A 13,371-nucleotide genomic window follows, 5' to 3' on the forward strand; every position below is an offset into this window, starting at 1 on the left:
ATCACGCGCATGGTAGAGATGCTCGATAAGTTTTCCAACCTAAAACCGGCGCTAGTGCTCCGGGCCTACTCGAAAAGTCATGAACTAAATGATGATTGAATTCCTTCTCTATCGTAAAGTGGGCCAAATCCCCTTTTTTTACTATCCACTCTTGATTGTGTATAAAAAGTACAAAGAACAGCTTGTACCTCCCGGTGTTGAGAAGATTGTATGGAATTTCTAATATCAAACTAAAATCTTCGCCTTCCATATCGCGCCCCAACGTGGGCCCTGCATCGCGGTTGGTTGTCCAAAAAAGCTCCGTTTCATCGTTGGCTGCAACAATCGCGGAAAACGTAAGTGCCGGGTGCCACTTAAGAAGCCTGCCAGAAACGGCAAATTTGTCATCGGCCAATTCAATTGAATGCAATTCAACGTAGTCGTTACTAAATCTTGAAAATTCTTCGATTTTCCTTGGGCCTGTTGGTATGCTTTTCAGATAGTTCTGAACTGCTTTCTCCGTTTCTTCTGTTCCCTGCCCTGTGCCGCCGTTCAGATACATTGCTTTGGGGCACAACGACTTCACTGCGGCCATGTTGTGGCTCACGAACACCACGGTACGGCCTTCGCTCGCCACGTCCTGCATCTTGCCGACGCACTTCTTCTGGAACTCGGCGTCGCCGACCGCCAGCACCTCGTCTACAACCAGGATTTCGGGCTCCAAATGAGCCGCGACCGAGAATGCCAAGCGCACATACATGCCGCTCGAATACCGCTTCACCGGGGTGTCGAGGAATTTTTCCACCCCAGCGAAGGCAACGATCTCGTCGAACTTCCGCCGGATCTCGGCCCGCGTCATGCCGAGGATCGCGCCGTTCAGGAAGATGTTCTCCCGCCCCGTGAGTTCTGGATGGAAGCCGGTGCCAACCTCCAGCAGGCTCGCCACCCGCCCGTCGATGGTAACACGTCCCTCACTGGGTTCCGTGATGCGCGACAGGACCTTCAGCAGTGTCGACTTCCCAGCACCGTTCCGGCCGATGATGCCGACGACCTCGCCCCGCTTGATTTCGAAATTGACGTCCCTGAGTGCCCAGAACTCCTCGCGTTCATCCCCGGCGATCAGCGCGCGCCCGGCAGCCATGTCACGCGCCGAGCGAACCAACCTGCGCGCCTGCTGGGCAAGCACGTCGCGCAAGGCGGTGTAGCGTTCGGCCGACTCGTGACCGATCACGTATTTCTTCCCGAGGCCTTCGGCACGGATAACCACGTCGCTCATCAGATCAGGTCTGCAAAGGTTCTTTCAGTGCGGCGGAAAACGTGGATGCCGTACCAGAGGAAGACTGCGATCACGCCAAGGCTGAGGACGAAGCTTGGCGTGTGAAGGGTGGCTTCGCCCCCCAGAAGGCACCAGCGGAAGCCGTCGATCACGCCGACCATGGGGTTGAGGCCATAGATGAACCGCCACGCGTCGGGGATGTTCGCGCTGGAAAAGCCGACGGGCGAGACGTAGAGACCAAACTGGACGATGAAGGGGATGATGTAGCGAAAGTCGCGGTACTTGACGTTCATGGCGCAGAAGAGCAGCGCCGGGCCGAGAGCGGCGGCGACAGCAAGCAGGATGAAGAATGGCAGGAACAGCACGCGCCAATCGGGCAGGAACCAGAGCGCGATCATCAGGAGGATCATCATGGCGAAGCTGATCGCGAAATCCACCAGCGACACCACGGCCGCCGCCGAGGGGATGACAAGGCGCGGGAAGTAGACCTTTCCGACCAGCGCCGAATTCATGACAAGGCTGTTGGAGGACTCGCTCAGGATGGACGAAAACAGGAACCACGGCAGCATGCCTGCAAAGACCATGACCGGGTAGGGCGCGTCTCCCTCAGAGGGCAGCTGCGCCACTCGCCCGAAGATGACGGTGAAGACGATCATGGTGAGAAACGGTCGGATCACCGCCCAGAGGACACCGATCACCGTTTGCTTGTAGCGCACGGAGACGTCGCGCCAGGCGAGGATCGCGAAGAGCTCGCGGTAGTGCCACAGATCGCGCCAGTACTGCGCCTCCGCGCGTCCCGCCTCGAGCACGAGGCGAGGCGACTGTGATTTATGTTCGGAGATGTCAGTCATGTCTTCTCAAGGGAGGTCGTGAGCCGTTAGGGCAAGGTCCTCACAGGGGAGGGTGAATGGCGCCGAGGAACGTCTGTTTGGGTCAAGACTTCAGTCTGCATGGGACCACTGCAGGAGGAGCGTGGTACCCTTGCATCGAGGTACCCGTCGCACAGAGGGTCTGGCGTACCCTTCGAACGACGATGGAGGGTACCTTTGAGGCGGTGACGAAAAGGTACCCCAGGGATGGCTTCCTCAGAAAGGGTACCATATGCAGATTGCTTAACTGGGCTCTGGCGCCCGATCCCGTCTCAGTTCGTCGAACGGTACCCGGGATTTCACCCGTCGTCGCTTCAGTCGCAGGTCGCAGAGCCATGGTACCTTTCCGAGCAAACTGGGGCCTCAAACGAGAGTTTCCCAAGATTGTACCAATTTTGGAAACGGCGGTAACGCGTTGTAATAACGAGGAAATAATTTCGAGAATCCCGAATTCGGCACCCCCCTGACGGATTCCCGAAATTCAATCTTCAAGATTATTGTTTCCGTCCCAAACGCCCGATAACGCAAGCTACCGCCCCGCATCCGCCGTCCCGACCTCCGCCTCCAGCGCCTCGATCTCCGCCTTCAGCGCCTGGTACTCCGCCATCCGCCGCTCGAGGAAGGCGCGCGTCAGCGCCGCCTTCTCCGACGCGCCCTGCGGCGTCAGGAAATAGGCATAGGCAAGCTTGTTGCCGCTCTTGCGGAAGTTGCGCACCTTGACCATGCCGCGCTCGACGAGGCCCTTCATGCAGAAGTTCACGCCGCCGAGACTTAGCCCCAAGGCCTCGGCAAGTTCGCGCTGCGACATCTCGGGGCGGTCGGAGATGAGGCGCAGGATGCGGAACCTCGCGTCGTCGCGCATCCGCGAGCCGCCGTGAAGATCATCGTCCATCGCCGTCACACGGCTACCGCACCGAAGCTCGCGGCCGCGGCCCGGGGAGACATCAGGAGGACGGCTATCGAGACGACAGCGTTCATCGCTGAACACGCTAGACGACCCGGGCTATTCTGCAAGTGCGAAATGACGGTCTGACGGACCTCAGGTCACGACAGGCCGGACCCCGCCACGAGGAAGGCGTCCTCGTCGTCGAGGCGGACCGCCGTCAGCCGGTTCGAATAATAGGCGCCGGTATCGACACAGATGCGACCCGGTTTGCAGACGGGCGCGGCCTCGTCGAAGTGGCCGTGGACGACGCGGAGACCGGGGACAGGGTTGTCCCGCAGCACGCCCGGGTGGCTCCACAAGAGCGCACGCGCGGGCTGCTGGTCCCAGGCGCGCGACGGATCGAGACCGGCATGACTGAAGACCACGTCTCCCGAGCGAAAGCCGTTCCGGAGGCCTGCGAGGAAGCCGCGGTAGGGCTGGAGCGCGGACCCGAGTTCCGAGCGGATGCGGAACAATTCGAAACTGCCGACGCGCCCGCGCGGCGGGGCGACGCCGAAACTCGCGAGAGTCTGCTGCGCGCCGAAGTCCAGCCAATCGCGACCCTCACGCGGCGCGGCGAGGAAGGTGTCGAGCGCCTCCTCGTGGTTGCCGCGCAGGAAGATCAGGTTCTCCGAGTGGAACTCCGCCATCCGCGCCAGGAGGTCGAGAACACCTTTCGGGTCCTCGCCTCGGTCGATGTAGTCGCCCAGGAAGACGATGCGCGCCCTGCGTCCGTCGGTCTTTTCGTGCCCGTCCGCCGCGATCTTCTCGAGAAGTTCCAGCAGCAGGTCCAGGCGGCCGTGGATGTCGCCGATCGCGTAGATCCGCTCGTTCGACGCGACAAGGGGCCGTGCTTTCTGCACGGCACGGTCCAGGAAGAAGGCCTGACGCGTACCCAAACTGTCGTCCCCGCTCGTCGCCAGTGGTCAGGCTAGCGTTAACACTCTCTGGAAGTCCAGTATCGATCTCCGCGGGCGGCATGGAGCGGCCGAGATCGCACGCGAGCGGTTCTCCTCTCCGGACCACTTTGCTAGCCTCGGCGGAGCATCTTCGAAGAAGGCCGACTCCCGTGACCACCCCCCCATGGTTCATCGTTCAGTTCAAGCCGCAGGCGCACCGCCTGGCTGTCCGGAACCTCGACCGGCAGGGATTCACGACGTTCCTGCCGCTCCACGACGTCACGCGAACCGAGCGGGGACACTTCGTCACCCGCGCGCGGCCGCTGTTCCCGGGCTACCTCTTTCTGATGGCGGACGACCGGCCCGAGGCGCCCCGCCTCGTCAATTCCACGCTCGGGGTGAACCGGCTCGTGACCATGGCCGACCGGCCCGCACAGGTCCCGGACGAGGTCATCGAGGCCCTGCGTCGGCGGTGCGACATCGACGGACGATTGACCGAAGCACCGGAGCTGGAAAAGGGCGACCAGATCCAGCTTCTGACCGGCCCCTTCGCCGACTTCGTGGGCACCGTCGAACGCATCGATGCCGACAAACGAGTCTGGGTCCTGCTCGATCTCCTGGGACGCACGACCCGGGTCGCCCTCGACAGGGGCCGGTGGCAGGCCGTCTGAGGCCCGCCGCCGGCTCAGGCACGTCACTCGCCGCTGAGCGTGGCGCCGATCTGGATCGGCCGAAGCACCGCATTGCTGAAGACGTCGAGGGCGGCGTCGATCTCCTCGTAGCGGCTGTTCGCGATGTAGAGGATGTCTCCATCCAGCACCTCGAATTCCGACAGGGTGAAGAACGACTTCGGATTGGTCAGGTCGAAGCGGTAGACGACGAGGATTTCCTCGCCCGGGTAGGCGGAGGTGTCGATCCCCAGCATCTCCGCCAACCGCCGCGGCGTCGGACGGAAGATGAAGACCCCCTTCGGATCGGCGCGGCGATTCTCGAGCCCGCCGATCTGGCCGAGGACGTTCGACAGAGGCGTCGTGGCGGTGTCGAACAGAACCTCCTCGTTCTTGCCCGTAGCGCCAAGCACCACCACCGAATGGTTGCGCGGCTCGATCGAGATCACGTCGCCGGGCCGCACATGGATGTTGAGGGCCGGGTTGGTATAGAGGTCGGTCAGCGCGACCGTCCTGACTTCTCCATTCCGCGACAGCGTGACGTCCAGACCGTCGATCGGAGCGGCGGCGCCACCGGCGAGGCTCACCAGCTCGAGCAGACGCGCATCACCGTCGGTGTAGGCATAGGAGCCCGGAGCGCCCACGCTGCCGACGATCGAGATGAGGGCGCTGTTGCGCTGGACAAGCTCGACCACGACCGACGGTTTGACCAGCACCTCGCTCAGGCGCTCGTTCAGGAACTCCTCGAGGGCGGGCACCGTCTTGCCCTTTGCTGCGATCCGTCCAAGCGGCGGGACGTTGATGGTCCCAAGCTCGGTGACGCGCTGCGGGGGCAGGGGGGTGGAGGACACCGGCGCCACGGCGTTGCGGGTGAAGTCGACGTAGCCGGCCTCGTTGTACGAGACGAGGGAGATCGACAGGACGTCCCCGCTCTGGATGGCGACGCGGCCGGCACCCGGATCGCCGAAGAAGCCGCCCCGCGATTTCTCGTACATCTGCCAGGTGAAGGCGACGTTGCGGTCCGCCTCGACGACGACGAAGTCGCTTCCGGTATCGGCGCGGGACACCGACTCGCGCGATCCCACGACGTCGGAACTCGACCGCAAGATGTCGCCCGTTCGGGGGCCGACATTCGTGCAAGATGCGACGGCGCAAGCACACGCCAAGAGAACAGCCCGACTTTTCATTACCTTGCCTCTATTTTTTAAGGCATAATTGCGGCAAGATGTTGGCCTGACAAGCCGCCTTGGGCACGCGGGTCCCGCCTGTGTGCGTCGAGACACAAAGGGTGTTGCCCCTGGAGCCGTGGCCGTGGTGAATTGGCCGGACCAGCCCCGGACCGTTTCAAAGGCGCCGCCACATGATCTTGCGACTTGCAGCCTTCCTGCCCCAACTGGCGCTGCTTTCCGCCGGCGTGACGTCGGCATACTTCGTCGTCTCGTCGATGCCGGCTTTCGACAGCGACGCCCGGGTCGAGGGACTTTTCGGCGACTGGCGCGTCCCCGTGGTCGAAGCGGTCTACAATCGGTCGGACTATCTCTTCCAGGTCGGGTTCGGGCTTCTGCAGGGCGACCTCGTGGCGTCGTCGGCGACGGAAGAGCGCGATGAACTGGCCTCTGTCGACACGGCGATTGCGCGGGCCCGCCGGGCGCGCGAAGCCCTTGCGGAAAGCGCGGCACTCGCGCCCGGCAACGCCTACACCTGGGCCTATCTCGCCTGGGCGGACGCGATGCAGGCGGACGACGCCGCGGCGTTGTCTGATCTCAATGTGTCGTGGGCCCTGGCCCCCGCGAGTGCGCAGCTCGCGCCGGTGCGCCTCAACCTCTACGAACTTCTTCTGGACCTCGGAACGCTACCCGACGACCGGGGCGAGGTCGAAGAAAAGGTGAAACGGGATCTGGCGGTGATGCGGCGCTTTGAGCCGCGTCATCTGGACGTCATCCTGAAGGACAGCGACGGCCTGCGAAGCCTCGCCGCCGAGATTACGACGGACTGACAGGCTCGCCCGACGACCCGCCGCCGCCTGCAAGTCCGAGAAGGAGAAGCAGCAGGAGGAGGGGAATCACATACCCTGCACTGCCGCTGCCGGCGGGGGCCAGGACGACGCGGTCCGAAGTCATCTCGGCCATCTGCTGTCGGGCGCGGAGAACGGCAAGACGTTCTTCTTCCGTCAGGTCATCCTCCTGCACGACCGGATAGGCCGACCCCTTGACGAGATCGCCCTGGATGCGCGTTGCCTGGATTTGCTGCGACAACATGCACTGGCGCGCCGAAATCGGGTTGTCCAGCAGGTCGCACCGAAGTGCGGTCGTCGACTGCGCATGGGCAGGCATCGCCGAGGCGAGTGCGGCCAAAAGCAGAAAGCGGTGGGAAAAGGTCTTAAACATCGGATATCCCTTGCTGTCTGCAATGTGACATAGACCACTCCGTGGATCAAGCCAGTCAGTAGCATGCTATGGCAATGAGGTATCGGGAAAATTGGCTGACCCCGCAACAAACCGCCAGGTGCTGTGACATCTCGGTTCACCAGCCTTGACGCTCAAGTCCGGAGGTTGCTCTCGGTGCCAATTCGCGATTAGTGTTTTGCCAAGAAGTGAAGCAGCCAAAAGCTTTCTGTGCCCGTTTGAGGCGGTGCTTACTCGGCTAGGAGCAGGTATTGGACATGAGGCAGGAAAGCACGCTGAAATTCCGGACGATGCGTGTCGGCGACGCGCCGGTCGAGGATGACAGCGACGACGAGATCGACCTGCGCGCCATCATCAGCAAGCTGTGGCGCGGTCGCTGGATCATCATCATCTCGACGCTTTTCGCAGGGCTCATCGGGTTCTTCCTGACCTCGCAGTACGAGGCCACCTATACCGCCCGCACCAAGGTCATGTTCGACATCGACCAGGCCAACGTCGTCGACGTGGGACAGTCGGTCGTCCGCATCGATGACACGCTCGAGAATCAGGTCGAGATTCTCCAGTCCACGACGCTGATCGAGCGCGTGATCGGCGAATTGAACCTTCTCGAAAACCCTGCCTTCAACTCAAGTCTCAGGCCACCGAGGGAAACGCTCGGGACCCGCATCCGCGGCATCTTTTCGATGCCAGACGGCGTCAAGGAAGTCCTGCGCGACGTGGGCCTCATGTCGCCGCCTCCCGCACCGCCCGACGCCGCCGAGGCGGCCGCGCTGCTGCGGCTCCAGATCATCAGCCAGATCCGGAACAGCCTGAAGCTGTCGCCCATCTGGGACACCAAGGTGATCGAGATTGGCTACACCGCCGGCGACCGCAACCTGGCCGCCCGCGTCGCCAACACCTTCGCGCAGCAGTACATCACCGACCAGCTCGAAGCGAAGCTCGAGGCGACCCGTGAAGCGACGACCTGGCTCAGCAACAGGGTCGAGGAATTGCGACAGCGCGTCCAGGACGCCGAAGAAGCCGTCGAGGCCGCGCGCGCCGAGCTCGCCGCGGACGCCGGCCAGAGCCTCGAGATCACGCAAGCCCAGATCGAGGCCCAGAACGCGGGGCTGTCCATCGCACGAAACGACCTGTCGCTAGCCCAGGCGACCTATGGCCGTTTGCGTGATGCCGTCGACGCCGGCCGCGACTTCGGCGCGATCAATGAATTCCGGGCGTCGCCGCTGATCCAGACTTACCGCGCCAGCGAGGACACGCTCATGTCCCAGCAGACGGCGCTGGGCGACACCGTCGACGAGGATCACCCCGCGCGCGTCCGGCTGGCGCAGCAGCTGTCAGACGTGCGCGAGAACCTCCAGCGAGAAGCCGAGCGCATCGTCGAAGGTGCGCGCATCGAGGTCGCCGTGCAGACCGACCGGGTCGCCAGCCTCGAAGCTGAACTCGACGAGCTCGAGATACTCGCGAGAGGGCAGTCGCAGGACACCATCCGCATTCGCCAGCTCGAGCGCGAGGCCGAGGCCAGCCGGGCGGTCTACGAGAACTTCCTGGGGCGGCTCAAGGAAACCACTGAGCAGGAGGCGCTCCAGACCGCCGATGCGCGTATCCTGTCGCCCGCCGAGGTGCCCCTCGGACCCGATGCGGCCCGCGCCCGCCGGACCCAGCTTCTGTCGCTCATCCTCGGGGCAATGGCGGGCGTCGGCCTGATCTTCCTGATCGACCTTCTGAACAACACCTTCCGCGCCCCCGATCAGCTCGAGCAGCTCACCGGACTGCCCTATCTGGGCGCGCTTCCCTCGGCAGGACGGCGACTGCACAGGCGCGATGTCGTCACCCAATTCAGAACTTCGCCCAAGTCCGCCCTTGCCGAGGCCGTCCGGTCGCTGCGAACAAGTATCCTCTTCTCGAAGGTCGACGAGCCTCCTCGCACCGTCATGTTCACCTCGTCCGTCCCACGCGAGGGTAAGTCGACGACCTCGATGCTCGTCGCCATGACCAGCCGCCAGATGGGCAAGTCCGCCGTCATCATCGACTGCGACCTTCGCCTGCCATCGCTCGCGCGCCTTCTGCCGGACGAGGGCAGGGAGCAAGGCCTTCTCTCTGTCCTCGATGGCACCGCGACGATGGACGACGCGATCTACCACGACGAGGAAACCGGCCTCGACGTGCTGATGACGGTCCCCTCCGAGCCGCGCTCGAACATCAACGCAGCCGACATCCTGTCGTCCCGCAAGTTCCACGAGATCGTGGCCGAACTGAAGGCGCGCTACGACCTCGTCATCTTCGACACGCCGCCGTCCCTGGTCGTGGCGGACGCCAAGATCCTGTCGCGGCTCGTCGATGCGGTGGTCTACGTCGTCCGCTGGGATTCGACCCCTCGCGGCGCGGTGCAGGAAGGCATCAAGGAGCTTCAGTCCGTCGGAGCGCCCCTCATCGGCGTCAGCTTCACCATGCTGAACGAGGCGAGGGCGGCCCGCTATTCCTATGACGGCTATTCGTACTATCGCGGGCGCTACAAGGATTACTATGTCTCCTGAGACACGCGTCGTGCGCCGGCGTGCGGGCGCATGACGTCATGACCCCGGCTGGAGTGAGGGGATGATCGGGCGTGTGACGCTCGTCTTCGTGCTGGTCAGCGTCCTGCCCCTGGCGTCCAACCGCCCGATGTGGTGGACGCTTCTCAGCCTGGGCGTGATCCTGCTTTTCATCCTGCGTGTCCTTTTCGACTTCCGCTCGGGGATAGACCGCTATTCCCGACAGGCGCTTCCCCTGGGCCTCGTCTTTGCGCTGGTGATCGCCTGGGCTCTTGTCCAGTCGCTCTGGGCGCCGCCAGTGGGTTGGGCCCATCCCGTCTGGCGTCTCGTGCCCGAGGTCATCGGCCGAATATCGGCCGATCCCATCGCAGGGCTGCACCACGCCATGCGGCTCTCGGCCTACGCGATGGTCTTCTGGATCGCCGCGCGCCACGCCGTGAAGTCGGACGATGCCGAGCAGAGCCTGATCTGGATCGCCGTGGGGATCAGCCTCCTGTCGGCCTACGGCATCGTGACGGTCGCGATTTCCCAGAACCCGATCCTTGGCGAACGCGCCACGACCAACGTCACCGCCAGTTTCATCAACCGCAACAATTTCGCGACCTACGCGGTCTTCGGACTTCTCGCGAACCTCGCGCTCTACCTGCGCGTATCGCCCGATCGGTCGAAGGATCCCCACCGCCAACTTCGCGACTTCCTCGAGGACTTCTTCGAATCGAACTGGCTCTACGCGACCGGTGTCCTTCTCTGCCTCGGGGCGATTCTCCTCAGCCAGAGCCGGGCAGGGGCCGCGGCGGCGGGACTGGGCCTTGCGGCCTATTTCCTGTCCGGACGCCGCACGTCGCAAGGCTCGACGTCGCTCGCGCTGGCTTTCTCCGCAGCGCTCATCGCCTTCTCGTTCATGGCGCTCTCGAGCGGGGTCCTGACCCGAATCTTCGTCGACACCACGGAAGAGGCACGCTTCCTGATCTACCCCCTCGTGATCGACGGCATCCTCGACAGGCCGCTCCTTGGGCATGGGCTCGGCGCGTTCCAGGACGCATTCCGGATCTATGTAACGCCCGACATCTCGATGGCTGAAGTCGATCTCGCCCATTCCAGCTATCTCGAGAATGCATTCGAATTGGGATTGCCGGCGGCCGCACTTTTCTATGGCTGCCTCGCCATCATCGTTCTGGTCATCCTGCGCGGAACCTTCGTCCGAAGCCGAAATCGCCTTTACACCCGCTTCGCCTTTGCGGCCGCAATTGCCGGCGGGTTCCATTCAGCCTTCGATTTCAGCCTTCAGATGCCGGCCTCTGCGGCGCTCTTCGCCTTTATCCTCGGATTGGGCTGGGCTCAGGCATTCCCGCGCCAGAGGAATTCATCCGAGGTGGCAGCCTGACATGCGCGGGCTCCCGTTTTTCACGCGGCCGTCCCGACACACCGCAGCCGTCCGCCCTCGTGTCGCCGAACGCGAAAGGGTCTATGCCGTCGGCGACGTCCACGGACGGGTCGATCTTCTGAACGCCCTGCTCGACGACATCCGCGAGGACATGGTGCTCCACGACGACGGTCGTACCGCACGCGTTGTCCTCCTCGGCGACTATATCGACCGAGGCGACAGTTCGCGCCATGTTCTCGAATGCCTTCGCGACCTGTCTTGCGAGTTGTTCTCATGCGACTGCCTGATGGGAAATCACGAGGCGGCGATGGTCGACTTCCTCGAGGATCCGACGCATGGCGAGGCGTGGATGAAGATGGGTGGCTCGCAGACGCTGGCAAGCTTCGGCGTGCAGGTTCCGGTGCGCCCCCTGACGCAAGACGATCTCAGCCGGATCAGGGATGACTTTCGTGAGGCTGTTTCGCCCCTGCTTCCCTTTGTCAGCGCCTTGCCCCTGATCGCCACGTCGGGAGACGTCGTCTTCTGCCATGCCGGAGTGAATCCGGCCCGAGACCTCGACGCGCAAACCACGCGCGCGTTGCTCTGGGGCCATCCCGATGCCCTGCGCGACGAACCCCTTCCGGGCAAACTCGTCGTCCATGGCCACTACGACGACCCCGAAATCGTGAGCCGTCCCGGACGCATCTGCCTCGATACAGGGGCTTATTACTCGGGAATACTGACCGCCATCCGCTTCGATGACGACGAACATGTCATGCGGGCGGGTCGCTGAAGTCGGAGGTGCCGGACTGCGAAGACGTCGACCGCAGACTACTTGGCGCCGAACCCGCTGAAGAAGATCACGACGGTGCGCCAGATGATGAACACCTCCAGCGCGAAGCAGGCCCGGTTGACGTAGTGACTGTCGAGCCGCGCCTTCCGACGGACGGCGTTCGCGCAGTCGGCATATCCGCCCTGGACCTGCGCCAGCCCGGTGATGCCTGGACGAACGCGAAAGCGCTCGCTGTAACGCGGCACTGTCTTCCAGAACAGGTCGGCATGTTCCCACGCGTCGGGGCGTGGGCCGACGACGCTCATTTCGCCCCGCCAGACATTCACGAAATTCGGCAACTCATCCAGTCGGAAGCGTCGCAGGATCCGTCCGAGCGGCGTGATTCTCTCGATCTCGAGCGGTGCCGTCGCCGGTCGCGCATTCGCCACGACCTCGGGCGGCAGCATGGTGCGGAACTTCAGCATCGTGAAGCGGTCGCCATTAAGCCCCATGCGTTGCTGCGAGTAAAGCAAGGGGCCCGGATTGAAGGCAGGGTTGAGGATCATGAGAAGCAATCCGACAAAGCCGGTCAGAAGCAATCCAATGGGGCAGAGAATCAAATCAAATAAGCGCTTGTTGAAGAAACGCTCGAACGCCGTATTCCGCCGCCGCTCGGAGGCAACCGCCAGGATAGGGTTCTTGCGGAAATCGCGGAAATACATTGCCGGCAGCCCTGACGGTAAGGAAATTATCGACTGATCAACCCTTATTAAGGATTCGTTAACACCGATTTTTGAGGGGAGCCAGTCTTGACAGCGAACTTTCTCAGCCCGTTCCCCGTTTTCCGCCGACGCCTCGCGATTCGATGATTAATGCTTGCGCACGGGGCGCAATGATGGGGCAGTTCAGGTTCGCGATGCATCGTGGCCATCGGGCCGACAACCGTGCCGGTGTGGCTTCGGCTCCATTGCGCGGTCACCTCAAACGTGGTTCAACGGGCGCGGGGTTACTGAACGGAAGAGTTTAGCGAATGACCGATTTCGCCCGCCGCCGCACCACGATGGTCGACACGCAGGTCAGGCCTTCGGATGTCACCCGGTTTCCAATCATCGAGGCCATGCTGTCTGTCCCGCGCGAGGATTTCGTGCCCCTCGAACGGCGCGAAGCGGCCTACGCCGGCGAGCATGTCGACCTCGGTCGAGGCCGGGTCGTTCTCGATCCGCGGACGCTGGCCAAGATGCTCGACGCCGCTGACATCCAGTCGGACGAGATCGTTCTCGACGTGGGGGCGGGGCTTGGCTACTCCTCCGCGCTCGCGGCGCGCCTGGCCGAGGCCGTGATCGCCCTCGAAGAGGACAAGGCCCTTGCGGCGGAAGCCGAGCGCGCGCTCTCCTCCGCCGGCGCCGATAACGTCGCCGTGGTCGAGGGCCCGCTGGCCGAAGGCGCCGCGAAGCACGGTCCCTACGATGTGATCCTGCTCGAGGGCGCGGTGGAGCACATGCCCGACAGCCTCGTCGATCAACTGAAGGAGGGCGGTCGTCTTGTCGCAATCTTCGCCGAGGGTGCGCTCGGTGTCGTCCGTGTCGGGTACCGCATCGATGGCCGCGTGAACTGGCGATACGCCTTCAACGCGGGCGCGCCGGTACTGCCCGGCTTCGAGGCGCGCCGCGCCTTCGTTCTGTGA

13 protein-coding genes are annotated in these 13,371 nt (G+C 63.3%); 6 read left to right on the forward strand and 7 right to left on the reverse strand.

Annotated elements, in window-relative coordinates; all coding sequences use genetic code 11:
- Nucleotide 1: 1 nt before the first annotated feature.
- The 4 genes from EF888_RS06180 to EF888_RS06195 all read right to left on the reverse strand — a co-directional run bounded on the left by EF888_RS06180 (nucleotide 2) and on the right by EF888_RS06195 (nucleotide 3,912).
- The gene (locus tag EF888_RS06180; RefSeq protein WP_109761086.1) at nucleotides 2-1,255 is read right to left on the reverse strand and encodes an ABC transporter ATP-binding protein; all 1,254 of its coding nucleotides are present in this window, start codon (nucleotides 1,253-1,255) and stop codon (nucleotides 2-4) included.
- The gene (locus tag EF888_RS06185) at nucleotides 1,255-2,106 is read right to left on the reverse strand and encodes an ABC transporter permease (RefSeq protein ID WP_109761085.1); all 852 of its coding nucleotides are present in this window, start codon (nucleotides 2,104-2,106) and stop codon (nucleotides 1,255-1,257) included. Before EF888_RS06185 ends, EF888_RS06180 begins: the two co-directional genes overlap by 1 nt.
- A gap of 547 nt (nucleotides 2,107-2,653) precedes the next feature.
- On the reverse strand, nucleotides 2,654-3,016 hold the full coding sequence (locus tag EF888_RS06190; protein ID WP_109761084.1) for a MarR family EPS-associated transcriptional regulator: 363 nt from the start codon (nucleotides 3,014-3,016) through the stop codon (nucleotides 2,654-2,656).
- A 152-nt stretch (nucleotides 3,017-3,168) separates the two neighbouring features.
- Entirely contained in the window at nucleotides 3,169-3,912 is a 744-nt protein-coding gene (locus EF888_RS06195) for a metallophosphoesterase (RefSeq protein WP_164721593.1), read from the reverse strand.
- 206 nt (nucleotides 3,913-4,118) lie between these two features.
- On the opposite strand from EF888_RS06195, the gene nusG reads away from it, so the two are divergent.
- A complete protein-coding gene (gene nusG / locus EF888_RS06200) occupies nucleotides 4,119-4,619 on the forward strand; it encodes a transcription termination/antitermination protein NusG (RefSeq protein ID WP_241239819.1) in 501 nt (166 codons plus the stop codon).
- A 23-nt stretch (nucleotides 4,620-4,642) separates the two neighbouring features.
- On the opposite strand, the gene EF888_RS06205 is transcribed toward nusG, so the two are convergent.
- Nucleotides 4,643-5,722, reverse strand: coding sequence for a polysaccharide biosynthesis/export family protein (locus tag EF888_RS06205; RefSeq protein ID WP_164721594.1), 1,080 nt, complete (start codon nucleotides 5,720-5,722; stop codon nucleotides 4,643-4,645).
- 254 nt (nucleotides 5,723-5,976) lie between these two features.
- On the opposite strand from EF888_RS06205, the gene EF888_RS06210 reads away from it, so the two are divergent.
- Nucleotides 5,977-6,612: a hypothetical protein gene (locus EF888_RS06210; protein ID WP_126918517.1), complete on the forward strand. Its 636-nt coding sequence runs from the start codon at nucleotides 5,977-5,979 to the stop codon at nucleotides 6,610-6,612.
- On the opposite strand, the gene EF888_RS06215 is transcribed toward EF888_RS06210, so the two are convergent.
- Nucleotides 6,599-7,003, reverse strand: coding sequence for a hypothetical protein (locus EF888_RS06215; protein WP_109761079.1), 405 nt, complete (start codon nucleotides 7,001-7,003; stop codon nucleotides 6,599-6,601). The two genes, EF888_RS06210 and EF888_RS06215, sit on opposite strands and share 14 nt — an antisense overlap.
- Nucleotides 7,004-7,278: 275 nt before the next feature.
- On the opposite strand from EF888_RS06215, the gene EF888_RS06220 reads away from it, so the two are divergent.
- The 3 genes from EF888_RS06220 to EF888_RS06230 all read left to right on the forward strand — a co-directional run bounded on the left by EF888_RS06220 (nucleotide 7,279) and on the right by EF888_RS06230 (nucleotide 11,708).
- The gene (locus tag EF888_RS06220; RefSeq protein WP_126918518.1) at nucleotides 7,279-9,555 is read left to right on the forward strand and encodes a GumC family protein; all 2,277 of its coding nucleotides are present in this window, start codon (nucleotides 7,279-7,281) and stop codon (nucleotides 9,553-9,555) included.
- A 61-nt stretch (nucleotides 9,556-9,616) separates the two neighbouring features.
- The gene (locus EF888_RS06225; protein WP_109761077.1) at nucleotides 9,617-10,936 is read left to right on the forward strand and encodes an O-antigen ligase family protein; all 1,320 of its coding nucleotides are present in this window, start codon (nucleotides 9,617-9,619) and stop codon (nucleotides 10,934-10,936) included.
- 1 nt (nucleotide 10,937) lies between these two features.
- On the forward strand, nucleotides 10,938-11,708 hold the full coding sequence (locus tag EF888_RS06230; RefSeq protein ID WP_164721595.1) for a metallophosphoesterase: 771 nt from the start codon (nucleotides 10,938-10,940) through the stop codon (nucleotides 11,706-11,708).
- Nucleotides 11,709-11,746: 38 nt separating this feature from the next.
- On the opposite strand, the gene EF888_RS06235 is transcribed toward EF888_RS06230, so the two are convergent.
- Nucleotides 11,747-12,409, reverse strand: coding sequence for a sugar transferase (locus tag EF888_RS06235; protein WP_109761075.1), 663 nt, complete (start codon nucleotides 12,407-12,409; stop codon nucleotides 11,747-11,749).
- 308 nt (nucleotides 12,410-12,717) lie between these two features.
- On the opposite strand from EF888_RS06235, the gene EF888_RS06240 reads away from it, so the two are divergent.
- Nucleotides 12,718-13,371 carry a protein-L-isoaspartate O-methyltransferase family protein gene (locus EF888_RS06240; RefSeq protein WP_109761074.1) on the forward strand — a complete coding sequence of 218 codons (654 nt, stop codon included), beginning with the start codon at nucleotides 12,718-12,720 and terminating at the stop codon, nucleotides 13,369-13,371.

Origin of the sequence: Silicimonas algicola (assembly GCF_003970735.1) — a bacterium.
In the GTDB taxonomy this organism is placed as follows: domain Bacteria; phylum Pseudomonadota; class Alphaproteobacteria; order Rhodobacterales; family Rhodobacteraceae; genus Silicimonas; species Silicimonas algicola.

Coding starts and splice junctions, on each gene's coding strand:
- EF888_RS06180 (WP_109761086.1), bottom strand. CDS start 1,255: ATGAGCGACGTGGTTATCCGTGCCGAAGGCCTCGGGAAGAAATACGTG.
- EF888_RS06185 (WP_109761085.1), bottom strand. CDS start 2,106: ATGACTGACATCTCCGAACATAAATCACAGTCGCCTCGCCTCGTGCTC.
- EF888_RS06190 (WP_109761084.1), bottom strand. CDS start 3,016: ATGGACGATGATCTTCACGGCGGCTCGCGGATGCGCGACGACGCGAGG.
- EF888_RS06210 (WP_126918517.1), top strand. CDS start 5,977: ATGATCTTGCGACTTGCAGCCTTCCTGCCCCAACTGGCGCTGCTTTCC.
- EF888_RS06215 (WP_109761079.1), bottom strand. CDS start 7,003: ATGTTTAAGACCTTTTCCCACCGCTTTCTGCTTTTGGCCGCACTCGCC.
- EF888_RS06220 (WP_126918518.1), top strand. CDS start 7,279: ATGAGGCAGGAAAGCACGCTGAAATTCCGGACGATGCGTGTCGGCGAC.
- EF888_RS06225 (WP_109761077.1), top strand. CDS start 9,617: ATGATCGGGCGTGTGACGCTCGTCTTCGTGCTGGTCAGCGTCCTGCCC.
- EF888_RS06230 (WP_164721595.1), top strand. CDS start 10,938: ATGCGCGGGCTCCCGTTTTTCACGCGGCCGTCCCGACACACCGCAGCC.
- EF888_RS06235 (WP_109761075.1), bottom strand. CDS start 12,409: ATGTATTTCCGCGATTTCCGCAAGAACCCTATCCTGGCGGTTGCCTCC.
- EF888_RS06240 (WP_109761074.1), top strand. CDS start 12,718: ATGACCGATTTCGCCCGCCGCCGCACCACGATGGTCGACACGCAGGTC.